The sequence below is a fragment of the Microbacterium sp. genome (assembly GCF_043427715.1).
Lineage (GTDB): Bacteria > Actinomycetota > Actinomycetes > Actinomycetales > Microbacteriaceae > Microbacterium.
On the sequence record NZ_JBHWTD010000041.1, the window covers coordinates 121,541 to 144,457 of the forward strand.

The 22,917-nt window shown below is 69.2% G+C and carries 19 protein-coding genes; 15 read left to right on the plus strand and 4 right to left on the minus strand.

Features of this window, described 5'->3' with window-relative positions; all coding sequences use genetic code 11:
* Positions 1-6 precede the first annotated feature (6 nt).
* Entirely contained in the window at positions 7-1,419 is a 1,413-nt protein-coding gene (gene ispD / locus ACHFGS_RS04515; protein ID WP_394289194.1) for a 2-C-methyl-D-erythritol 4-phosphate cytidylyltransferase, read from the minus strand.
* A 242-nt stretch (positions 1,420-1,661) separates the two neighbouring features.
* Positions 1,662-2,798 (minus strand): NADH-quinone oxidoreductase subunit D, encoded by a 1,137-nt coding sequence (locus ACHFGS_RS04520; protein WP_394289212.1) that lies wholly within the window; start codon positions 2,796-2,798, stop codon positions 1,662-1,664.
* Between the two features lie 138 nt (positions 2,799-2,936).
* On the opposite strand from ACHFGS_RS04520, the gene ACHFGS_RS04525 reads away from it, so the two are divergent.
* The 3 genes from ACHFGS_RS04525 to ACHFGS_RS04535 all read left to right on the plus strand — a co-directional run bounded on the left by ACHFGS_RS04525 (position 2,937) and on the right by ACHFGS_RS04535 (position 5,872).
* Positions 2,937-3,947: a type IV toxin-antitoxin system AbiEi family antitoxin domain-containing protein gene (locus ACHFGS_RS04525; RefSeq protein WP_394289195.1), complete on the plus strand. Its 1,011-nt coding sequence runs from the start codon at positions 2,937-2,939 to the stop codon at positions 3,945-3,947.
* 9 nt (positions 3,948-3,956) lie between these two features.
* Positions 3,957-4,463, plus strand: coding sequence for a PH domain-containing protein (locus ACHFGS_RS04530; protein ID WP_394289196.1), 507 nt, complete (start codon positions 3,957-3,959; stop codon positions 4,461-4,463).
* 122 nt (positions 4,464-4,585) lie between these two features.
* On the plus strand, positions 4,586-5,872 hold the full coding sequence (locus ACHFGS_RS04535) for a PH domain-containing protein (protein ID WP_394289197.1): 1,287 nt from the start codon (positions 4,586-4,588) through the stop codon (positions 5,870-5,872).
* Here ACHFGS_RS04535 and ACHFGS_RS04540 read toward each other — a convergent pair.
* Positions 5,844-6,866, minus strand: a complete 1,023-nt coding sequence (locus ACHFGS_RS04540; protein ID WP_394289198.1) for an SAM-dependent methyltransferase — start codon at positions 6,864-6,866, stop codon at positions 5,844-5,846. The genes ACHFGS_RS04535 and ACHFGS_RS04540 overlap by 29 nt on opposite strands.
* Positions 6,867-7,164: 298 nt before the next feature.
* Here ACHFGS_RS04540 and ACHFGS_RS04545 point away from each other — a divergent pair, with 298 nt between their 5' ends.
* The 9 genes from ACHFGS_RS04545 to ACHFGS_RS04585 all read left to right on the plus strand — a co-directional run bounded on the left by ACHFGS_RS04545 (position 7,165) and on the right by ACHFGS_RS04585 (position 16,599).
* The gene (locus tag ACHFGS_RS04545) at positions 7,165-8,064 is read left to right on the plus strand and encodes a Rossmann-like and DUF2520 domain-containing protein (RefSeq protein ID WP_394289199.1); all 900 of its coding nucleotides are present in this window, start codon (positions 7,165-7,167) and stop codon (positions 8,062-8,064) included.
* Entirely contained in the window at positions 8,061-8,918 is an 858-nt protein-coding gene (gene panC / locus ACHFGS_RS04550) for a pantoate--beta-alanine ligase (RefSeq protein WP_394289200.1), read from the plus strand. Before ACHFGS_RS04545 ends, panC begins: the two co-directional genes overlap by 4 nt.
* Positions 8,915-10,624, plus strand: coding sequence for an L-aspartate oxidase (locus tag ACHFGS_RS04555; RefSeq protein WP_394289201.1), 1,710 nt, complete (start codon positions 8,915-8,917; stop codon positions 10,622-10,624). The genes panC and ACHFGS_RS04555 overlap by 4 nt, the downstream gene beginning before the upstream one ends.
* Positions 10,621-11,526: a carboxylating nicotinate-nucleotide diphosphorylase gene (nadC, locus tag ACHFGS_RS04560; RefSeq protein ID WP_394289202.1), complete on the plus strand. Its 906-nt coding sequence runs from the start codon at positions 10,621-10,623 to the stop codon at positions 11,524-11,526. The genes ACHFGS_RS04555 and nadC overlap by 4 nt, the downstream gene beginning before the upstream one ends.
* Positions 11,526-12,335 (plus strand): type III pantothenate kinase, encoded by an 810-nt coding sequence (locus ACHFGS_RS04565; protein ID WP_394289203.1) that lies wholly within the window; start codon positions 11,526-11,528, stop codon positions 12,333-12,335. The genes nadC and ACHFGS_RS04565 overlap by 1 nt, the downstream gene beginning before the upstream one ends.
* 321 nt (positions 12,336-12,656) lie before the next feature.
* Complete coding sequence (locus ACHFGS_RS04570; protein ID WP_394289204.1) at positions 12,657-13,643, plus strand: PAS domain-containing protein; 987 nt, start codon at positions 12,657-12,659, stop codon at positions 13,641-13,643.
* A 288-nt stretch (positions 13,644-13,931) separates the two neighbouring features.
* Positions 13,932-15,440: a lysine--tRNA ligase gene (gene lysS / locus ACHFGS_RS04575; protein ID WP_394289205.1), complete on the plus strand. Its 1,509-nt coding sequence runs from the start codon at positions 13,932-13,934 to the stop codon at positions 15,438-15,440.
* A 155-nt stretch (positions 15,441-15,595) separates the two neighbouring features.
* Positions 15,596-16,225, plus strand: coding sequence for a nucleotidyltransferase domain-containing protein (locus ACHFGS_RS04580; protein WP_394289206.1), 630 nt, complete (start codon positions 15,596-15,598; stop codon positions 16,223-16,225).
* The gene (locus ACHFGS_RS04585; protein WP_394289207.1) at positions 16,222-16,599 is read left to right on the plus strand and encodes a HEPN domain-containing protein; all 378 of its coding nucleotides are present in this window, start codon (positions 16,222-16,224) and stop codon (positions 16,597-16,599) included. The genes ACHFGS_RS04580 and ACHFGS_RS04585 overlap by 4 nt, the downstream gene beginning before the upstream one ends.
* Positions 16,600-16,817: 218 nt before the next feature.
* Here ACHFGS_RS04585 and ACHFGS_RS04590 read toward each other — a convergent pair whose 3' ends face one another.
* Positions 16,818-17,360, minus strand: a complete 543-nt coding sequence (locus tag ACHFGS_RS04590) for a Dps family protein (RefSeq protein WP_394289208.1) — start codon at positions 17,358-17,360, stop codon at positions 16,818-16,820.
* Between the two features lie 413 nt (positions 17,361-17,773).
* On the opposite strand from ACHFGS_RS04590, the gene ACHFGS_RS04595 reads away from it, so the two are divergent.
* The 3 genes from ACHFGS_RS04595 to ACHFGS_RS04605 all read left to right on the plus strand — a co-directional run.
* Positions 17,774-18,124: an Lsr2 family protein gene (locus ACHFGS_RS04595; protein WP_394289209.1), complete on the plus strand. Its 351-nt coding sequence runs from the start codon at positions 17,774-17,776 to the stop codon at positions 18,122-18,124.
* A gap of 319 nt (positions 18,125-18,443) precedes the next feature.
* Positions 18,444-21,674 carry an Ig-like domain-containing protein gene (locus tag ACHFGS_RS04600; RefSeq protein WP_394289210.1) on the plus strand — a complete coding sequence of 1,077 codons (3,231 nt, stop codon included), beginning with the start codon at positions 18,444-18,446 and terminating at the stop codon, positions 21,672-21,674.
* A gap of 647 nt (positions 21,675-22,321) precedes the next feature.
* A partial coding sequence (locus ACHFGS_RS04605; protein WP_394289211.1) for a Clp protease N-terminal domain-containing protein occupies positions 22,322-22,917 on the plus strand: 596 nt, incomplete at its 3' end.

Genomic DNA, 22,917 nt, shown 5'->3' on the forward strand with positions numbered 1-22,917 from the left:
GCGGCGTCAGACGTCGAGGGCGCCCATGAACGGGTCGTCCTTGCGCACGTCGATGATGTGCCCGGTCTGCCCCGACAGCAGGATGTCGAGCGAGGACCGCGCGACCACGGCCGAATCGAGCAGGGTGCCGGGTGCCTCCTCACCGAACGCCTTGGTGCGCATGGGGGTCGCGGTCCGCTCGGGATTGACGCAGTTGACGCGTACGCCGTCGGCGGCCCACTCGTCGGCCAGCGCCTGCGTCAGGTTGACCACCGCCGCCTTGGCTGAGGAGTACAGGCTGTAGCCGGCGCGACCGCGCGTGTAGGAGCTCGAGGTGAACATCAACAGCGAGCCGCCGGACTCCTTGAGGTGCGGGTAGAACTCCTGGGCGATGAAGACCGGTGCCAGGTAGTTGATCTCGGTCGCGGCGTAGATCGTCTCCTCGCTCGTCTCGGTCAGGGACCCGCGAGGGAGTACGCCGGCGGTGTTGACGACGAAGTCGACCCGGCCGAGCTCGTCGAGCACCTGACGAGCGGCGGTCGCGACATCGGCGCGTCGTTCCACGTGGGTCTGGGTGCTCGACCGCGAGAAGGTGCGCACCACCGCGCCGTACTCCTCGGCCAGCGCCGCGATGTCGGCGCCGATGCCATAGCTGCCGCCGAAGACCACCATCACCTTGCCGGACAAGGCTTTGCGGTAGTTCTCGTCACCGCCGAGGCTCGGTACGTCGTTGCTGGCGAGCTGGAAGAGCTTGTCGGCGAGGTAGACGTCGATCGGTTCGGTGACCTTCATGTTGCGCTCGTCGCCCTGCACAACCCAGATCGGCACGTCGGGCACGTAGCGCAGCACGACGGTGCAGTCGTCGGTCGCGGTGAAGCCGGGGTCGGTGCGGGCGTGCTCGTAGGCGCGCTTGATCACCGAGGACTTGAACGCCTGCGGGGTCTGGCCGCGGCGCAGCATCGCCCGAGGCGGGATGTGGCGGATCGTGTTGTCCTCGTTGACCTCCACGATCGTGTCGGCGCTGGGAATGGCGACGTCGACGGCGTCGTGCGTCTTCAGCGCCTCGAAGCACTCGGCGATGATCCGCGCGGTCACCAGCGGGCGGACCGCGTCGTGGAAGAGGACGTTGCACTCCTCCTCGCCGAGCCGGTCCAACGCCCGCTGCGTTGTGTCGTTGCGGGTCTCGGCGCCCTCGAGGATGTCGATCACCTTGGAGTAGCCGCCGTCGCGCACGATCGCCCGCACCGCGTCGAGGTGGCCCGGTGCCATCAGGATGATGATCTCGTCGACCGCCGGATGCGCGTCGAACGCCGACACGGTGTGCTCCAGGATGGTCTTGCCCGCGATCTTGATCAGCTGCTTGGGGATGCCGAGGCCGATGCGGGTGCCGACTCCGCCGGCCAGGACCACCACGACGTTCTTGAGGCTGCTGTCAGGCATGGGCGAACTCTCTCATCCCCCTCGCCGGTCCCGGATGGTCGTCCGTCATCGCCGCCGCCGCCGGCCGACCATCCGGCGGCCCCATGGTGGTTGAGGAGGAGCGTTAGCGACGTCTCGAAACCCACGTGCGCGGTGGGGTGGTTTCGAGACGCCTCGCCCTTGGGGGCTCGGCTCCTCAACCACCAAAGCGATCACGGTGGTTTGAAGAGGAGCGTGAGCGACGTCTCGAAACCGCCGGCCGGCTACTTGTCGATGTCGCCGATGACGAAGAACATCGACCCGAGGGCGGCGACGAGGTCGGTGACCTTCGTGTCGTGCAGCAGCGTGGGCAAGGCGGAGGCGTTGTTGAACCCGGGCGATCGGAGCTTGAGCCGGTAGGGCGTCTTCTCGTTGCGCGACACGAGCAGGTAGCCGTTGATGCCGCCAGGGCTCTCCGTCCACGCATACGTCGACCCTTCGGGCGCCTTGACGATCTTCGGCAATCGCACGTCGATGGGCCCGTCGACCGAACGCAACCGTTCGACGCACGCGTCGACCAGGTCGAGGCTGACTCCGATCTCGTCGTACAGCAGCCGGAACCGCGTGAACGCGTCGCCGTCCTCGCCGACCGGGACGGTGAGGACGCCGTCCGAGTGCAGCTCGGCGTACGCCAGGTAGGGGTCGTTGCGACGCAGGTCGAGGTCGAGGGCGCTGGCCCGTGCGACGACGCCGCTGACGCCGTACGACTCCGCCTCCGATCGGGTCAGGACGGCGACGCCGCGGGTCCGTTCGGCGAAGAGTGGGTTGGCGAAGACCTGCTCTTCGAACTCCGGCAGCTTTGCTCGCAGCTCTGCGACGACCCTGCGGACGTGGTCGAGCCACCCATCGGGTGCATCCTCCTTCAGCCCGCCGACGCGGTTGAACATGTAGTGCATCCGGCCGCCGGAGATCTCCTCCATCACGCCCTGGAGGCGCTCGCGCTCGTGCAGCGCCTGGATCGGCGCCTCGCCGAGCTCGGCGGGGTAGGAGCCGAGGAACATGAGGTGGTGCAGCACGCGGTTGAGCTCGGCCAGCAACGTTCGCAGCCACACGGCGCGCGGAGGGACCTCGATGCCGAGCATGCGCTCGACGGCGAGTACGACGCCGAGCTCGTTGGCGAACGCGCTCAACCAGTCGTGACGGTTGGAGAGCATGATGATCTGCCGGTAGTCGCGGACTTCGAAGAGCTTCTCGACGCCGCGGTGGAGGAACCCCACCTCCGGCTCCGCGCGCACGATGCGATCGCCCTCGACGCTCAGGTGCAGCCGTAGCCCCCCGTGCATGCTCGGGTGGTGCGGCCCGAGGTCGAGCACCACATCGGTCCCGGCGGCCGAGACCCCCGCACCCATCCCCACCGTCATCTCCACACCACGACCCTACGAGGCAGCGGGGGTGGAGTGTTTGTCGTGCCAGGCACGACAAACACTCCAGGCCACGGCTATCCACAGGCGCGCAAATCCCCCTGGCCGGGCGGTGTCCGGGCGAGGACGATCGACCGCGTGGACGAACGAGTCGCGAACCTGATCCAGGACCAGGCCGGTGTGGTGTCCCGGCGGCAGCTCGAAGCAGCCGGTCTGCGAGCACACGATGTCGAGCGGTTCGTACGCCGACGCGAGCTCAGCCGCTTGCACCGCGGCGTACTCATCGACCACACGGGGGAGCCTTCGTGGATCCAACACGCGTGGGCAGGCGTGCTGCTGTACGAGCCCGCCGTCCTGCAGGGACCTTCGGCGGTCCGCGCCGTCGAGGGACCAGGCAGCAACCGGCCCAGCACGCCGATCCACATCGGCGTGGACCGCGACCGGCGGGTGGCTCGGCGTAGTGGCCTGGTCGTCGTGCGGATGGAGCGGTTCGAGGAGCGGGTGCAGTGGAACGCGAGTCCGCCGAGGCAGCGATACGAGGACGCGGTCATCGATGTGGCAGCCGCCGCTGCAACCAACATGCAGGCGCTGGGTGAGCTGGCGAGAGCGGTTCAGGGGCGGCGCACCACGGCGCGACGACTCCTCGAGCACCTCGAGCGACGCCCTTGGGTCGAGCGTCGCAGCTGGATGATGGCCGTGCTCGGCGACGTCGCCGCGGGAGCATGCTCGGTCCTCGAACATGCCTACCTGGTCGCCGAGCGGCGGCACGGCGTGAGCGGCGCTCGCCGCCAGGTGGTGGATCGGCTTGGGGCCGGGGTCGTCTACCGCGACGTGGAGTACAAGTGCGGGCTTTGCGTCGAGCTCGACGGACGGCTCTTCCACGACACCGCGTGGCAGCGCGATCGGGACTTCGACCGGGACCTCGACCTGCGCGTCGACGGTCGTGACTCTGTGCGGCTGTCGTGGGGGCAGGTCATCGACCGGCCGTGCTGGACGATGGCGCGGATCGTTGCCCTCCTGCATGCGCGGGGGTGGGCCGGAACGGCTCGGCCGTGTGCACCGGGCTGCGCTGTCGGGCTCGGGCCTGGAGGGTTTGTCGTGCCAGGTACGACAAACACTCCGGGCCAGACCGCCGAGGGGGTGGCTTAGGGTCGGGGCGTGACGGAGCCGAGTGACAGTGGGCTGTTCGAGCCGCCGGGTGTGGTGTGGCAGCGCGTGTCGCCGGCGCTGGCCGTCGTACGCCGCGCAGGGTTGCTGCTCCTGCTGACACCGCTCGCGGCCGCCGTGGTCGTCGTGGCCGCGCTCGACCTGCTGCCGCGCGGCATCTGGATGGTCCTGCTCGTCGCGATCCTCACGTTGGCCGCGTGGGGATGGTGGGTGATCGGACGCGCGGTGTCGCGGATAGGGTACGCCGAGCAGGACGACGAGCTCTACGTCACCCGAGGCGCGTTGTTCCGCAAGCTGGTCGTGGTGCCTTACGGGCGGATGCAGTTCGTCGACGTGCAGGCCGGCCCCCTGGACCAGCTGCTCGGGATCGCGCAGGTGCACGTGCACACGGCCAGCCCGATCACGGGGGCGGTCGTGCCGGGTCTGCCCCGTGAGGAGGCGGCGCGGCTGCGGGACCGGCTGACCGTGTCGGGGGAGACCAAGGCGTCCGGGCTGTGACCGGCGTACCTCCTTGGGAAGCAGGACCGTCCGGACCGGCGCCGGCCGCACCACCCCCGCCGCCTTCCACTCCGCGCCGGCTCTCTCCGCTCACACCGCTGGTCCGCGGGCCGATCCTGGTCGTGGCGTTCCTCGCGGCCAGCTGGCAGCAGCTGTTGAGCGGCGAGGACCTGACGTTCACCGGGTTCCTGCTCGTCGTCATCCTGGTCGGCGGCGGCGCCTGGGGGGTGGCGTCGTGGGTGCGGACGACGTACTGGGTCGGCGACGACGAGCTGCGCATCGACACCGGCGTGATCAGCAGGCAGTCGCGGCGGATCCGTGTCGACCGGCTGCAGGGCATCGACATCATCCAGCCGTTCGTCGCGCGACTGTTCGGCCTGGCCGAGCTGCGCTTCGACCTCGCCGGCGGTGACCGCGAAGGCACGCTGGCGTTCCTCCCGCTGGCCGAGGCGCGTCAGCTGCGCCAGCAACTCCTGCTCCTGCGCGACGCCCACCGCGACGAGACCGCGTCATTGGAGCAACCGGCCCCGGGCGGGGCGTTGCCCGGCGCGGTGCCGACACCAGGCTCAGTCCCGCCACCCGGCGTACCCGAAGAGCTCCAGCAGCCGCTCGCCAAACTCGACCTCGGGCGGTTGCTCGCGAGCCTGGCGCTGTCGGGCGAGACGATCGCGGGCGCGTTGGCAGCTGCAGCCTTCGGCCTCGGTGCGTTGTTCACCGGCACGGGCGTGGTCGTCGTCGGCGGCCTGGTGCCGGCGCTGCTGGGTCTCGGTCTGGCGCTCGCCCGCAAGCTCACGAGCTACTACGGCTTCGTCGTGTCGCGGTCGCCGGGCGCGATGCACGTACGCCGCGGCATGTTCAGTCTTGCCCGCCAGACGATCGCGCTGCATCGCGTGCAGGGCGTCGTCGTGCACGAGCCGTTGCTGTGGCGGCCGTTGGGTTGGGCGCGGCTCGAGGTGTCGTTGGCCGGCTACCAAGGCGGCAGCAGCGACCAGGTGCAGGCCTCGTCGGTGCTGATGCCGGTCGCGCCGCGAGAGGAGTGCCTGTGGCTGGCACGCGAGGCCCTGCGCGGTCTCGACGGAGCGCAGGTGCCGCTGGTCGGCGTACCTCGACGGGCGCGGTGGTTCGCCCCCTTCTTCTGGCGCACGTACGGCGTGGGCATGGACGAGCGCGTCGTCGTCGGGTGTCGCGGCTGGTTCACCCGCCGTATGGATGTCGTGCCGCAAGCACGCGTGCAGTCGGTGCGGATCGAACAGGGGCCGTTGCAGCGGCGGCTCGGCCTGGCGGATCTCTGCGTGGACATCCCACCCGGCCCGGTCCGTCTGCGCGGGAGTCAGCGCGACGCCGTACACATGCACGACGAAGTCGGCCGTGTCGTCGCTCTCAGTCGCGCGGCACGCCGAGCGGGCTGAGCACGCTCGCGTCGATCCCGCCGCGCCCGCACACCACCCACCAGAAGTCGCCGAGACCGCCCGGCGCGACCAGGTCTGCGGCGCGGGTGGTGCGCTCGAGCGCCGAGAGGTACGCCGCCGGGTCGGCTTCGGCGAGACCGTGCGGCGGACGCGTCGTCTCCAGGCCGAGCGCGGCCAACGCGTCGCGCTGGCGGACGAGCATGCCACCGGTCGCGGCCGCCAGAGCGTCGACGGCGACGTGCGCGGTGACGTCGCGGCTGCCGTCGGGGAGCACGTCGACCTCGCGGCCGTGCAGATAGGAGCGGAGCGACCCGAGTGCCGGCCGGTCCGCGCGCAGGTGCCCGTAGTCGACGGCGATCGCCAGGCCTCGATCCATCCGGCCGACGAGGTCCCCCCACGCGCGGTCGCGACTCGTGCCTACCTCCGCGCGCGTGCCGGGGGCGTAGCCGTCGAGCGGCCACCACTCGGCGAGCCACTCCTGCAGGGTCGCCGGTACGCCGTCGGCGTCCACACGGTGACCGAGCGACTCCTCGCCGGTGGCCGGGTCGACATGGACCACGCGAGGCGAGCCGGTGTCGTCGACCTCGACCACGTGGCACGGCACGTTGTCGAGCCACTCGTGCGCGATCACCAGCCCGTCGACCGACGTAGGCAGGACGGGGGACCAGTCGACTTGGGCGGGCAGCTCCCCGGGTCGGGCCGCGACCTCGACCCCCAGCAGTTCGAGCGTCGGGTCGAGCCGGTGAAGGGCGACCAGCAGCTCTCCGCGCCCGGCGCCGACGTCGACCAGCGTGTCCAGTCCGGCCCGGTCGAGGAGGGTGAGGAGCGCTCGCGCCATCAGGTCCGAGCCGTGCACCGAAGTACGGAAGTGGTCGGCGGGGGACTGGGTCCGGAAGAACCCGCCCGGTCCGTACAACGCCGCGTCCCACGCCGACCGCCACGGCGGAGCGGTCGTGCGGAGGGGGATGGCGGGCATCCCGAGCGGCGTCGCCATGCGTCCACGGTAGTTCAGCCGGAGAGGAGCAGCTCGCCCCCGTTCGGTGCCCGAGGGAGCGGATCGGCCGACGCCGCCGCCGCGGGCGTGGATGGGCCTGGCCCCCCTGAGCGAGGAACGAGCGAAGGGGTGGTTGCCCGCGGCGGTGGTGGCGGACGGTCCGCGCTGACCGGGGGCCGTGGAGGGAGGAGAACTGTGACGTGGGCCACCGGGGGGTGACGGGCGTTGCCTCCGCCGCCTAGGCTCGTTGTCGTCAGCACACCGTCCGGTACCCCTCGCGGGACTGGAACGAAAGGCGATGACGATGACCCTTCCGGGCACCCGTATCGGGGTTGTCGGTGCCGGCCGTGTCGGCGCCGTCCTCTCCGCAGCCCTGCGCGCTGCCGGCCACGAGGTGGTCGCGGCCGCTGGTGAGTCGGCGGCGACCCTCACCCGGGTGGAGACGCTGCTGCCCGGCGTACCCGTCCGCAAGCCGTCGGCCGTCGCCCGTTCTTGCGACCTGCTGCTGCTGACCGTGCCCGACGACATGCTGAGCAACGTCGTGTCGATGCTGGCGGCGTCGGGGGCGATCCGGGAGGGGCAGTACGTCGCGCACACCTCTGGGCGCCACGGGCTCGCCGTCCTCGAGCCGGCTCGGTTGCGCGGCGCGCACGTGCTGGCGCTGCACCCGGCGATGACGTTCACGGGTACGACGCTCGACCTGCCGCGGCTCCCGGGATGTGCGTACGGCGTGACCGCCGTCGAGGACGTGTCGATCGCGCTGGCCGAGACGCTGGTGTCCGATCTGCGCGGTCGGTTGGTGTGGGTGCCGGAGGACAAGCGGACGCTCTACCACGCCGGTCTCGCCCACGGCGCGAACCACCTGGTCACGCTGGTCTCGCAGGCGATGGAGCTGCTGCGCGAGTCGGGTGCGGCCGACCCCGCGGCGACGTTGCGGCCGCTGCTGACCGCCGCGCTCGACAACGCGCTCACCATGGGCACCGCGGCTCTGACCGGGCCGATCGTGCGCGGTGACGTCGAGACCGTGCGGGCGCACCTGCGAGACATCTCGCTGCACCAGCCCGAGACGCTGCCGTCGTACGTCGCACTGGCCCGCTCCACGGTCAACACCGCCGTGCTCGACGGGCAGCTGCTGCCGATCCGCGCGGTCAAGCTCGTCGGCATCCTCAACGACGCGCTGGAGAAGGTCACCGCGTGACCCAGCCGGTCGTGGCGCGGACGCGCGCGGAGCTCGAAGCCGCGCTCAAGCCGGTCCGCGCGGCTGATGGACGGGTCGCGTTCGTGCCGACGATGGGCGCGCTGCACGAGGGACATGCCTCGCTGATGCGCGCGGCCCGCGAGCGTGTGACCGAGCGCGACGTCGTGGTGGTGTCGATCTTCGTCAACCCGATGCAGTTCGCGGCCGGCGAGGACCTCGACCGCTACCCGCGCACGTTCGACGCCGACCTCGCGATCTGCGCGGAGCAGGGCGTCGACGTGGTGTTCGCGCCGACGGTCGACGAGGTCTATCCCGGCGGCGAGCCGCAGGTCAGCGTGGAGCCCGGGCCGCTCGGCGGCGTACTCGAAGGAGCCGCGCGCCCCACCCACTTCCGCGGCGTACTCACCGTCGTCGCCAAGCTCTTCGGCCTCGTCCGACCTGACGTGGCGGTGTTCGGGCAAAAGGACTACCAGCAGCTGACGCTGATCCGGCGCATGGTCGCCGACCTCTGCCTGGGCATCGACATCGTCGGCGGGCTGACCGTGCGCGAGGACGACGGGCTGGCGCTGTCGAGCCGCAACCGTTACCTCGACCCCGAGCAGCGTCGTGCGGCCCGGTCGTTGTCACAGGCCTTGCGGGCGGGCGCGGCGGCGAGCGCCGACGGCCCCGATGCCGTACGCCGCGCAGCGGCCGAGGTGCTGCAGGGTGCGGAGGGAGTCGAGGTCGACTACCTGGAGCTGACCGACCCCGACCTGGGCCCGGCCCCGGCGAGCGGCGAAGCACGGCTGCTCGTCGCGGCGCGCGTCGGGAACACCCGCCTGCTCGACAACATCGCGCTGACTCTGGGCCGATGAACGTCGCTCGCCTCGCCGCGCCCGAGCCCGGCTGGACGTCGTACGCCGACGTGGTCGTCGTCGGTTCAGGCATCGCCGGACTGACGGCTGCGCTGCGGATCCGCGAGTCCGGGATCGGGTCGGTGCACGTGGTCACCAAGGACGTGCTCTCGGCGGGTTCGACGCAATGGGCGCAGGGCGGGATCGCCGCCGCGCTCGGTCCCGAGGACACCCCCGAGGAGCACCTGCACGACACGCTCGTCGCGGGCGCCGGCATCTGCGACGTCGAGGCAGTGCGCGCACTGGTCACCGAAGGGCCGGCCGCGGTGCACGAGCTGATCGCGCTGGGGGCGCAGTTCGACCACAGCCCCGCCGGCGAGCTGCAGCTGACCCGCGAGGGCGGCCACCTGCGCGACCGCATCGCCCACGCAGGCGGGGACGCGACGGGCGCGGAGATCCAACGGGCGCTGGTCGCCGCCATCCTTGCTGCCCCCGACATCGAGGTCACCGAGCACGCACTCGTCCTCGACCTCGTCCCTGGCGAGGGCGGCGGCGTCGCCGGGGTGACCTTGCACGTGATGGGCGAGGGGCAGCGCGACGGCGTCGGTGCCGTGCTGTGCCGCGCCGTGGTGCTGGCCAGCGGCGGGCTCGGGCAGATCTTCTCCGCGACGACCAACCCTCCCGTGGCGACCGGCGACGGGATGGCGCTGGCCCTGCGCGCGGGAGCGGTGCTGCGCGACCTGGAGTTCGTACAGTTCCACCCGACCGTGATGTGGCTCGGCGACGACTCGCGTGGGCAGCAGCCGCTGATCTCCGAGGCGGTGCGCGGCGAGGGCGCGTTCCTCGTCGACGACGACGGCAAGCGCTTCATGCTCGGCCAGCACGACCTGGCCGACCTCGCGCCGCGCGACGTGGTCGCCAAGGCGATCATGCGCCGCATGCGCGAGAGCGCTACCGATCATGTGTGGCTCGACGCTCGGCACTTCGGCGAGGACAAGTGGCAGCGCCGGTTTCCGACGATCCTCGCCACGTGTCGTGCACATGGCATCGACCCCGTCGTCGACCTCATCCCCGTCGCGCCGGCCTGCCACTATGCATCTGGAGGAGTCGCGACCGATCTGCACGGGCGTACGTCGGTCCCCGGCCTCTACGCCACCGGCGAGGTCGCGTGCTCCGGCGTACACGGAGCGAACCGGCTGGCGTCCAACTCCCTCCTTGAAGGGCTGGTCTTCTCCCGACGCATCGCCCAGTTGCTCGTCGAGGAGCTGCCCGCTCGACGTGATCCGGCGCCGGATCATCGCGTGCCCGGATTGGTTGCGGCCGAAGCGCGCGCCGAGCTGCAGGCGGTGATGACCGAGTACGCCGGCGTGCTGCGTTCCGACTCCGGACTCGCGCTTGGCGAGGCGCGGCTCGCCGAACTGGCCGGCGGCGCCGCGGAGCCCGGGACGCTCGCCTGGGAGACGACCAACCTGCTCACGCTCGGCGCAGCGCTCATGGCTGCGGCTCGGTTGCGTTGCGAGACCCGCGGGTCGCACTGGCGCGAGGACTTCCCCGAGCGCGACGATCGCGCCTGGCGTGGCCACGTCGACGTGTCGGCGGTCGAGCCTGCTCCGGCGGTCGAGCCTGCCTGTCCTGAGGAGGGAGCGGAGCGACCGTCTCGAAGGGTCGAGACCCGGCTGACGGCCACCTTCCACCCCACCCCGACCCACGAGGACGATGCCCGATGACGATCGCCCGCACGGCGTACGACGCCCTCGCGGTGGCCCTGCGCACGGAGCTGGAGGACTGCGGGCTGGACGCGCGCAGCACCTACGACGCAGTGATGCGGGCGCTGGCCGAGGACGTGCCCGGCGAGGACGTCACGAGCGCGGCGACCATCCCTCCCGACGCGGTCGCCACCGCCGACGTGGTCGCCCGGGCGGACGGTGTGGTGGCCGGGCTGCCGGTGGCGGAGCTGGTGTTCCGCTACGTCGCCGGCGTGCACGTCGACATCGCCCGGCGCGTGGCCGACGGCGACCGGGTCGCGCGCGGCGACGTACTCCTCAGCGTCACCGGCCCGACCGGCCTTCTCCTCACCGCCGAGCGGACCGCACTGAACTACCTGTGCCACCTCTCCGGCGTCGCCACCACCACCGCCCGCTGGGTCGACGCCGTCAGCGGCACGGGTGCCCGGATCCGTGACTCACGCAAGACGATCCCGGGGTTCCGGCTGATGGAGAAGTACGCCGTGCGGTGTGGCGGCGGCGTCAACCACCGCACGTCGCTGTCCGACGAGGCGCTGATCAAGGACAACCACGTGCTCGGCGCGGGCGGCGTCGTGGCGGCGTACTTCGCGGTGATGGCGCGCTACCCGACCCTGCCCATCCAGGTCGAGGTCACGACCCTCGACCAGCTGCGCGAGCTGCTCGAGGTCGGCGCCGACCAGGTCCTGCTCGACAACATGTCCACCGAGCAGATGGCCGAGGCCGTGCGCATCACCAACGGTCGCGCGATCCTCGAGGCGTCCGGTGGGCTGAGCCTCGACCGCGCACGTGAGGTGGCTGAGACCGGGGTGGACTTCCTCGCGGTCGGCGCTCTCACGCACTCGGCGCCGGTGCTGGACATCGCGATGGACCTGCGGGAGGGCTGATGACGCTGGAGATCGCCCGCGAGCCGGCCGAGCGATTGCTGCTCTGCGCCGACATCGGCAACAGCCACACCACCGTCGGTCTCGTCGCCGGCGGCGAGGTCGTCGACCACTGGCGCGTCGCTACCGACGAGCGCCGGACCGCCGACGAATGGGGCGTGCTGCTGCGTGGCCTGCTCGCCGACGGGGCCGACCGCTCGGCGATCGAGGGCGTCGCGGTGTGCAGCACGGTCCCTGCGGTGCTGCACGAGTGGCGCCAGATGATGGGCGACTACTACCCCGACGTGCCGCACGTCGTCGTCGAACCCGGCGTCCGCACCGGCGTACCCGTCCTCATGGACAACCCCCGCGAGGTCGGCGCCGACCGGATCGTCAACGCGGTCGCCGCCGCGCAGCTCTTCGACGGGCCGTCGATCGTGGTCGACTTCGGCACCGCGACGACGTACGACGTGATCACGCCGAAGGGGCAGTACGCCGGCGGCGCGATCGCCCCGGGCATCGCGATCTCCCTCGAAGCGCTCGACCAGCGCGGCGCCCAGCTGCGCAAGGTCGAGCTGCTCAAACCGCGGTCGGTCATCGCGAAGAACACCGTCGAGGCCTTGCAGAGCGGAGCGCTCTACGGGTTCGCCGCACAGGTCGACGGCATGGTCACGCGAATGTGCTCCGAGCTCGGCCTGGGGCTCGACGAGATCAATGTCATCGCCACCGGTGGGCTGGCCGACCTGGTGCTGGCCGAGTGCACCACGATCACCGACCAGGAGCCATGGCTGACGCTGCTCGGCCTGGAGATCGTCTTCGAGCGCAACGTCTGAGCCTGGTCCGGTGGCCGAGACCCGCCGTTCGCCCGCCGCCGGACACCCAACTTCCCGCCGGCTAGCGCCGACCCGGGCCGCAACGGGGAGAGTTGTATGTCGGTCGGCGGCCAAACGGACGTGCAACTCCCCTGAAAATCACCTCCGAACTGCCCCTCCGGCATGGAGTTGCACGCCCGAATGGCTCCGACCCAGGCCGCACCTTCCGGCGGTCGAGCCCGGCACCGGCGGATTCGCCCGTAGCGGCCTGAAATCCGACGGATTCTGCACTGCCCTCTCCCCCGGCTCGGGGTTACTGTCGCCAGGGGTTTGGGGGGCTGGATGAGCGACTCGGATCCGTCTCGGGAGCAACTGCTCGCGATCCTGGACGACTTGCCCTGGGTGGTCAGCTACTGGGACGCCGAGGGCCGCAACGTCTACATGAACCGGCTCTACTTCGACTACCTCGGCCGCACGCCCGACGAGGTCAGCGGCCGACACCTCCGCGAGATCGTGGGCGACGAGGTTTTCGCGTACTACGTCAGCCCGATCGAGTCCGCGCTGCGCGGCGAGCCCTCGACGCACCAACGCACCTGGATCGACCCGGATGGACGCGAGCGGCACGCCGAGGCGCACTTCCGCCCACATGTCGAGCACGGTGAGATCGTCGGGTTCGTCATCGCGGGCGACGAGATCACCGACCGGGTGGACACCCAGCGCGCGCTGCAGGAGGCCGCTCGGGCGATGACGCTCATGCAGGAGCGGCAGCGCATGGCCGCGGACCTGCACGATCTGGTGATCCAGCGACTCTTCGCGGCGGGACTCGATCTGGCGATGGCCCAGCGAGACGCCGCGCAGGCCGGCGTACGGGTCGATGCCGCTGCCCGCGCTATCGACGCTGCGATCAGCGAGCTGCGCGGGACGATCTACGACCTGCAGCAGTTGGCGGTCACCCCGCAACTGCCGGAGCGGATCGAGCGGATGATCACGGACTGCGGACGGGTGCTGGGATTCCCGCCCGATCTGCGCGTCAGGGTCGATTGGGATCAGGTGCCCGGCCGCGTCGCTCGAGAGCTGACCGCGGTGCTCAGCGAGGCGCTGTCCAACGTCGTCAAGCATGCCGACGCTCACCACGTCGAGGTGACGCTGGTGCAGGACGACCGCGAGTTGCAACTGTGCGTCGCCGACGACGGCCGCGGTCTCACGCCGAATGGTCGAATCAGCGGCATGGGCAACATGCGCCGCCGTGCCGAGAAGCTCCGCGGCCGCCTCGACGTCGGCCCCAACGACCCCCAGGGGACCGTCCTCGTCTGGCGCGTCCCGCTCTGACCGGCGGTCGCTTGCAGACCGGCGGTCGAGCCCCAAACCGGCGGTCGAGCCTGTCGAGACCCTCGTGGCGAGATATCGTCGCGATTTACGAGGCTACCGACTACGAGCCGGGTGCGCTTTCCGACGTACATGCTCACGATCGGGTGCTTTCGACGTGTACGTCGGAAAGCGCTTGGCTTGTGCTCCAGCAGGGGTCACTGCTCCGGCGGTCGAGCTTGTCCCCTCCCCCGGTCGAGCTTGTGCCCTCCGGCGGTCGAGCTTGTCGAGACCCATCCTAGGCTTGAGCCCATGACCGACCAGCCGCTGACCCCTGCACCGGAGGACGACCTCCCCGAGCAGATGCGGGTGCGGCGCGAGAAGCGCCAGCGGCTGCTCGAAGCCGGCCACGCGGCGTACCCGATCGTCGTCGAGCGCACGCACACGCTCGCCGAGGTCCGGGAGAAGTACGACGACGCCGGACTGGAGCCGGACACCCGCACCGGCGAGATCGTTTCCGTAGCCGGCCGGGTGATCCACATCCGCAACACCGGCAAGCTGTGCTTCGTTCGGCTGCGGGAGGGCGACGGCACCGAACTGCAGGCGATGCTGTCGCTGGCCGACGTGGGCGAGGAGTCGCTGGCGGACTGGAAGGCCCTGGTCGACATCGGCGACTTCGTCGGCGTCACCGGCGAAGTCATCACCAGCCGCCGCGGCGAGTTGTCGGTGCAGGCGACGAGCTGGACGATGGTCGCCAAGACGCTGCGGCCGCTGCCCAACGAGCACCGGCCGCTGTCGGAGGAGGCTCGGGTCCGCCAGCGCTACCTCGACATGATCGTCAACCCGGACGCGCGCCAGATGGTGCGCACGAAGGCGGCGGTGCTGCGTTCGCTGCGGCGCACGCTGGACGACCGCGGTTACGTCGAGGTGGAGACGCCGATCCTGCAGCTGACCAACGGCGGCGCGGCGGCGCGTCCGTTCCGCACGCACCTGAACGCTTTCGACCAGCCGATGCTGCTGCGGATCGCGCTTGAGCTCGACCTCAAGCGGGCGATGATCGGCGGGGTCGAGAAGGTCTACGAGATCGGCCGGACGTTCCGTAATGAGGGGCTGGACTCCACGCACGCGGCGGAGTTCTCGATGCTCGAGGCCTACGAGGCGTATGGCGACATCGAGACGATGAAGGAGCTCGTCCGCGACCTGGTGGTCAACGCCGCCCGCGACGTCGCCCGCACGGTCGTCACCGGCCGCAACGGCGAGGAGATCGACCTGGAGCAGCCGTGGCGCTCGGCGTCGCTGCTCGACCTCGTCTCCGAGGCACTCGGCGAGCAGGTCACCATGGAGACGCCCATCGAGACGCTCAAGCAGTACGCCGATGCGCGCGACATCGAGCTGCAGGACCATTGGGACGCCGGTGAGATCGTGCTCGAGCTCTACGAGCAGCTGGTCGAGGACACGCTGATCCAGCCCACGTTCGTGGAGGACTACCCGGAGTCGGTGCGGCCGCTGGCCAAGCCGCACCGCAGCAAGCCGGGCCTGGTGGAGGCGTTCGACCTGATCATCAACGGCGTCGAGCTCGCTCCGGCGTACACGGAGCTCAACGATCCGGTGATCCAGCGCGAGCGGCTGACCGAGCAGTCGTTGCTGGCGGCGAAGGGCGACCCGGAGGCGATGGACCTCGACGAGGTGTTCCTCAAGGCGATGGAGCACGGCATGCCCCCGGCCGGTGGGATGGGGATGGGCGTGGACCGGCTGGTGATGCTGCTGACCGGCGCAGGCATCCGCGAGACGATCCTGTTCCCGCTGCTCCGCCCCGAGTAGCTCGGCGGTCGAGCCGCCCTCGGCGGTTGAGCCTGCCTGTCCTGAGGAGGGAGCGCAGCGACCGTCTCGAAGGGTCGAGACCCGGCCGACCGGGCGGAGGCATCAGGCAGATTAGTGCCCAATTGGGCGGTATGCTGCCCAGGAAGGGGGCGTCGATGGATCTCACACATCCGATCAGTTCCGTCGTGCCGAGCGCGCATGGGGCTGTGCTGCAGGTGTTGGCCCACACCACCGAGCCGCTGAGCGGGCGGAGGGTGGCAGAGTTGGCAGCCGAGAGGGTGTCGCGAAGGCGGGTGAACGACGTCCTGGCGGAGTTGGCCAATGCGGGCGTCGTGCTACGTGAGCGGCGACCTCCGGCCCACCTGTACCGACTCAATCGGGAACATGTTGCCGCGCCTGGTGTCATTGCCCTGGCGGGGATGTGGACGGAGCTGATGGTGCGCATCCGTGAGGAGTTGGCGTCCTGGGATCCGCCAGCGTTGGCAGCGTGTCTCTTCGGCTCTGCGGCGAGAGGCGACGCCACGACCGCGAGCGACATCGACATCCTGGTGGTGCGTGGCGAAGTTGCGGATGACGACCCTCGCTGGCACCAACAGATCGACCGACTCATCGGCCGGGTGCATGCGTGGTCAGGAAACGGGTGCGAAGTGCTCGACCTCGATGTGGAGGGTCTCGCTGCTGCGGAGGCCCGGGAAGATCGGCTGGTGCTGGACCTCCGGCGGGACGCCATCACCCTTGTTGGCCCGGACATTCGGTCGCTGCTCCCTGCCAAGGTGGCGGGGTGACTCACTCCGAAGCGCGTGCGCACTTGGCAAAGGCCCGTGAGTTTCTCGCAGCCGCAGTTGCGAGTCTTGAGGCCGAGCAGTTCAACGCTGCGACATCCAGCGCGGTCATCTGCGGGATCAACTCGAAGGACGCGATCTGTCTGCGATTGACCGGCAGGACCAGGAAACCTGACAGCCACCACGAGGCCGTGACGGAGCTCAGAAGTGCGGGACCTCCCGGTGCGATGCTCGCGCCGACGCTGGGTCGCCTGCTCAGACTGAAAACGAAGTCCCAGTATCAATCCGCGTCTATCGCGATGGGGGATGCGGCTAGGGCGGTCGAATGGGCGACCCGGCTATTGGAGAACGCCGAGGAGATCGTGTCGATCCGCTGATCCCTCGAGCCCAGCGCAGCCACTCATCGGAGACTCAAGACTCGACGCCCGCTGGTCGAGCCTGCCTGTCATGCGAGGCGGGAGCGCAGCGACCGTCTCCATGGGTCGAGACCTGGCGGAAACAAGCCACCCCCGGGCTGCCGCTGCAGTGCCCGAGGGTGGCTCGACCGTGGAGACAGGCCAGCGCCCGGTGCGTGACCGGGCGCTGACTGTCTTGCTCAGAGGTTGCGCGCCTTCTTGGCTGCGCCCTCCTCGGTCCTGGCGCCGGCGCTGATGAGCTCGCCGCCGGCGTTCTCGAGGTGTGCGCGGATGAACCAGTGGAACTGCTCGAGCTCAGCGGCGTGGCTGATCAGAAGGTCCTCGGTGACCGGGTCGAGCTCGCCGATCTCCTCGATCGCCTCGCGGACGTCCTTGATGACGCCGACGTAGACGAGGTTGAGGGCGGCGAGGTGGGCCGGCACGGTGTCGCGGTCGAGGGCGTAGTCGTCCCAGTCGCGGTCGTTCGTGATGGCGCCGACGGTGCCTCGCGGGCTGGAGCCCAGAGCCGCGATGCGCTCGGCGGTCGCGTCGGCGAAGCCGCGAACGGCCTCGACCTGCGGATCGATCATCTCGTGTACGCCGATGAAGTGCGGTCCGACGACGTTCCAGTGCACGTGCTTGAGCGTCAGGTGCAGGTCGTTGTAGGCGCTCAGACGCACCTGGAGGATCTTGGCGATCTTGTCGCCGTCTTCCTGGGAGAGTCCGGGGATCGAGTAAGTCATGACTGCAGGTTCTCCGTGCCCCAGGTGCCACAAACCTGGGTGGCGGCTGAGGAAACTGAGACTGCCGAGGGGTCGCGTGCGGCATCTTCGGGGCCGGTTTCGGCGCACACCTGCCGAAAGGCAGGCGACCCCCCACAGCGGCGACTCCCGGCTTTTCCTGTGGCCGCCGTCACGCGTAACTTGCGCGCGACCCGCTCGTGGTCACGCACGCGTGCGCCGGGCCCCTGACCTGCGGATTCCTCCAGGGAACGCCGCGACTGGCTCGGGCGAGGTGGACTTGGGAGCCGCGGGCTGAAATGCGCCCGCAGTATGCGGATTCGCATTGCAGGGTCTATATTCGTCCGAGCGCGTTTCTCGCGGGGGGAATCGAGAAGCAGCAATCCTCCGACTCGACTTTCCGAAAGTGATTCCTCATGGCTCAGCGCATCAATGTCCAGCTCGTAGACGACATCGACGGCAACGACGCGGTCGAAACCGTTTCCTTCGCCCTCGACGGTCAGCAGTACGAGATCGATCTCTCCGAAGAAAACGCCGCCAACCTTCGCGACGCGCTCTCGTTGTACGTCGCCAACGGTCGCCGCGTCACCGGTAGCGGGCGCCGCCGAGGCGCTTCTGGAGGCCGTACGACGGGTGGCTCGCGCAGTGGCTCCGACGGCCCAAGCGCTGCGGACATCCGCGCATGGGCGCGTGAGAACGGCTTCGACGTGCCGGACCGTGGCCGTGTCTCCGCCGAGGTCCGCGACGCCTACGCCGCCGCTCACTGAGACTTCCGCCGGTCGAGCTTGTCGAGACCCCCGTTGTTGGTTGAGGAGCGAGCGAAGCGAGCGTCTCGAAACCACCAACGGCACGACCGGCCGACGCGCCGCCGGTCGAGCTTGTCGAGACCATCTGGAAGTGACCCCTCGAAACCCGCACTCATCCCACGCCTGACCTGCGGATAAACCAGCATTCAGGCATGTTGCACATCTGGCACTTCCTGGTGTTAGGGTGCCAAAGGCATTTGGTCTGGACACTCGTCCGGACTGCCTCATCGGGGGAGTCTGTTGCTCCCCCCGAGATCGATTCTCCTCTGAAGGGAACAACATGATCAGCAGCGGAACTAAGCGGGGACTGGCTGCGACTGCCGTCTCCGCTCTCGCCGTGACGGGCCTCCCGTTCATGGCTGGCACGGCCTCGGCCGCGCCGTTGGCGGCCCAGGCTGGTGGCGCGGACCAGGTCATCCTGGCTACGCAGTACAGCGGTGCTGCTTCGACAAAGAACGATGGCACCAACTCCACCATCAGCCTCGTGGCTGTGGCCGGCTCTGACGTCGACGGCGTTCGCTTCGAGTACTCGCTTGACGGCACCAACTGGGAGGCCATCGAGACGGTCACCACCCGGAACGGTGATGGCGCTTTTGCGGCAGCGGAGTGGAACCCGGGTCTGCCGCCCGCCAACTTGCAGCTTCGCGCGGTGGCAATCGTGGACGGCGTGGACGGCGATGTTGACACCCGCAATGTCACGCTGCTGTCTGGCGCCGCAGCCGCTACCCAGACCGTCGAGCTCAACGACGGTCCGTTGCGCGTCTTCCAGCAGCCGTACGGCGGGGACAACAACCGCCACCTCGCTGTCGTCACGGGTACCACCTCGGCGAGCGATGGCAACGTGACTATTTCAACGCGGACAGGCGTCACCGCCTCGTCGCAGGCGCCGGTCGTCGCGGGCACCCCCAACACGTTCCGAGGCGTTCTGGACATCAGCGGTTACACCTACGGCGACTTCGGTACGGCAGGGAACAACCAGATCGTCGTCGGTGCCGAGCGTGTCACGGACGATGCTGAAGCTAAGAGCATCGTGACGCAGACCCCGACCACAGTGACAGCTGTTGCCGCCGGTGACGCTCCGGCCGGTGGAAGCACCACGGTAACCGTAACTGTGACTGACCAAGATGGCGCCGCCATCGCTGGTGCACAGGTGTACGACACGAACGGCAACCGTCTGATCGGTTACACAGATGCGAACGGTCAGGTCAAGGACACGGCAGCAGCGGGCGGCAACCACACTTACTACGCCAACCGCACCAGCAACACCGCGCTGGAGTCCATTGATCCGCGCGACGACATCGCGATCGCGAGCTACATCGGTGTGCCGGATGACATGACCGTCACCTTCCGCGACGGTAAGGCCTTCGACGACGACGAGTACGCCGCTGGAGATATCTACGTCACTGTTGTCGACCAAAACGACAACCCGGTGGCGAACCGGACGGTCCAGTACCGCTGGAATGTGCCTGGAACCGCAGATGACGCTTCGACGGCTTGGGAGTCGGCCACCACCGACGCGCAGGGTCGCGCAAACGTCGTCTTCCCCGTAGGCGCAGCGTCCGGTGACTACGAGCTGACCTACCGTGTGCCCGCCGACTCGAACGGCCAGGGTGCAATCGCTGCTCGGACTGAGACCGGCATCAAGGCCGGACAGGCGGCGATCGTACTTACCCCAGAGACCGGCTCGGCAGCTGCGGGGGGTCAGATCACTTACTCGGGGACGCTCCAGCTTGAGGACGGAACCAACCTCGAGGGCCGTCGAATCGACGCCTCGTTCGCTCGCGGCGAGGAGAAGGCGCCGGCAGACGGTGTCGCTGACGCTGGCATCCTGAAGGGCACTGCAATCGTCCTCAGCGACACCTACACCACTGACGCTAATGGTGCGTTCACCGTGATCGTGAAGGACCGGAGCGAGACACCCGCGGGGTCTGAGCTTGGTGGCGTGCTGACGGCGGCTACGGGCAACACGGCTGCGACCCAGACGAGCACCCTCGCAGGGAACGCCGGTGCTTCCGACACGTCGAAGGCGAACTTCACGTCCGCCGCTTCGATCGGGAACGTGACGCTCGGCAATGCTTCTGTCTACGCCATCGACGGCGAGAACGACGCAACTCCGGGGCGTCCGCTCGTGCAGACCATTACGGTCACGAGCGACGCTGGTGGTGTGCCGACCGGTATCGCCGGCAAGACTGTCGACATCACGCTGCCCGAGGGTGCGATCCTCTTCGAGCACGTGAACGGCGTTCCGGTAAACGAGGGAACGGTGGGGAACGGCGACTACAAGGCCGCCGCTAACCAGAACTCGGTCGCTCTCGCTGCGGACGGAACTGCCACCATCGTTTGGGGGTACGAGAAGTTTGCCGGCTTCGATGACGACGGGTGGGTTGAGGGCACCATCGCGGTGTCTTACGCCGGTGCGGCTGACGACTACACCCACATCTTCGTTTCGGGCAACGACACCGATGACTACTACAACCCGGAGACCGGTGAGTGGTTCTACCGCGACGTCGAGCCGCTCAACCCCGGCAACGTCGACATCTCTCTCGCGGCTGCGGCCGAGCAGGAGAGCAGTATCCTGCCGAAGGCGCGAGCCGACGAGCAGACTGTGTACTTCGACTTGGTGACGACCGACCAGTTCGGCAACCGGACGAAGCAGTACGTCAACCTGGTTGATGGCACTTCGCCGGCCTCGGTCTCGAGCACGGACCTGTCGCAATGGTTGGGTGAGGACCCGGCTGTGGAAGCCTGGTCCGACGTCGCGACGGAGCAGACGATTGTTGCTCGTTGGACCGCCGAGGTCAACGACGACGACGCCGCGACCGGCACTAGCACAGTCAAGGTCGACCAGGCTCCGACCATCACCTGGTACGAGGTGGACTTCGCTGCTACCGCCTCCACGTACACCCTTGACGACGACACCCAGGGCGAGGCGAAGGTCGGTCAGACCGTCACCATGAAGGTTACGGCTGTCGACCAGGAGGGTCAGCCGCTGCGCGGGCTGACTGTCGAGTTCATCCGGTCCGGGCCGAATGCTCAGAGCGGTGACATCAACTACGGCACCACAACCAACAGCAACGGCGAGGCTTTCTACAACTTCGTCGGTGACGTTGCTGGGACTGCACAGGTCTCCGCGGTGATCCGGGACTGGGACGACTCTCAGATCACGAAGCTCGACGACTCGGTAGTCTTCACGGCTGACACGGTGGAGCCGGAGCCGACCAAGCCGCTGAAGATCGTGGCTGCTCTGAAGGCGCGCAACAACGGCGACCAGAGCGACGTTCTGCGTGTTGTCACCAACCGTGAGGCGGCCGGCGCGACCGTCCGCATCTACCGTTGGAACCCGGGTCAGAAGAAGAAGACCCGGATCCGCACCGGCACGATCAACCAGGCGGGCAAGCAGCGCTTCGTTATCCCGGACCGCAACGGCAACAAGCGGACGAAGTACGTGGCCATCGTTCTGAAGACCGACGACACCACGCGCGCGAAGACGAACAAGAAGCGCGTTCGCTGATCGCGTCATGACGTGAGGCGACTGGGGCGGGCTATCCGTCCGCCCCAGGAGCCCTCGTCTAGGGGGGCGGGCTCGATCCCACCACCCGCCTCACCTGCACTTCGTAGGTAGGGACCCATGGACGCGGTCCGGACCATCCCTGACAGCCGCTGCGCGGGGATGGACCGGGCCGCTCCGTCCATGTTTGAGGTAAGCCGCAGGGCCGTTCCCGTCGAGCGCACGACGGGGGCGGCCCTGTGGTGATTCTGCGTTTGGCGTCGGTGGTTTCGAGACGGCTCGCCTAGCGGCTCGCCTCCTCAACCAACGACATGACGCCTCCTGAACCAACAACATGACGCCCGCAGTTCGCCTCCTCAACCAACGACATGACGCCAGCCAACGGGCGGCGCGGGTCTCGACGGGCTCGACCGGGAAGACCGGCGAACGCCGTTGGTGATTTCGAGACACTCGCTTCGCTCGCTCCTCAATCAACAACGGGTGTTCGCTGGGGGCGAACGGGGAGGCGGGAACAGCGGCGTACGGCGTGGGGTTGAGTCCGTGCGACCTGATTCGTGACCACCCGTGTGGGTGGGGCGCACTAGAGTTGCAGAGGTATGTACGGCTCGGCGGGCAGGGAGCCCGTGGGCGCAGCGGCGAGGAGTCTCACAATGTTCGAGCGGTTCACTGACCGAGCCCGACGAGTCGTGGTGCTCGCGCAAGAAGAAGCGCGGATGCTCAGCCACAACTACATCGGCACCGAGCACATCCTGCTCGGCCTCATCCACGAGGGTGAAGGCGTCGCCGCCAAGGCTCTCGAGAGCCTCGGCATCTCCCTGGAGGCAGTCCGCGCCCAGGTCGAGGAGATCATCGGCCAGGGCCAGCAGGCGCCCTCGGGACACATCCCCTTCACCCCGCGCGCCAAGAAGGTGCTCGAGCTGTCCCTGCGCGAGGCGCTGCAGCTCGGCCACAACTACATCGGCACCGAGCACATCCTGCTCGGCCTGATCCGCGAGGGCGAGGGCGTGGCCGCCCAGGTCCTCGTGCAGCTCGGCGCGGACCTGAACCGCGTCCGTCAGACGGTCATCCAGCTGCTCTCCGGCTACCAGGGCGGCGCCCAGGGCGGCAAGGAGACCGCGGGTGCCGGGGTGGGCCAGGGCGGCGAGGCCGGCCAGAACGCCGGCTCCGTGGTGCTGGACCAGTTCGGACGCAACCTCACCGCGGCCGCGCACGACGGCAAGCTGGATCCCGTCATCGGGCGTGCGGG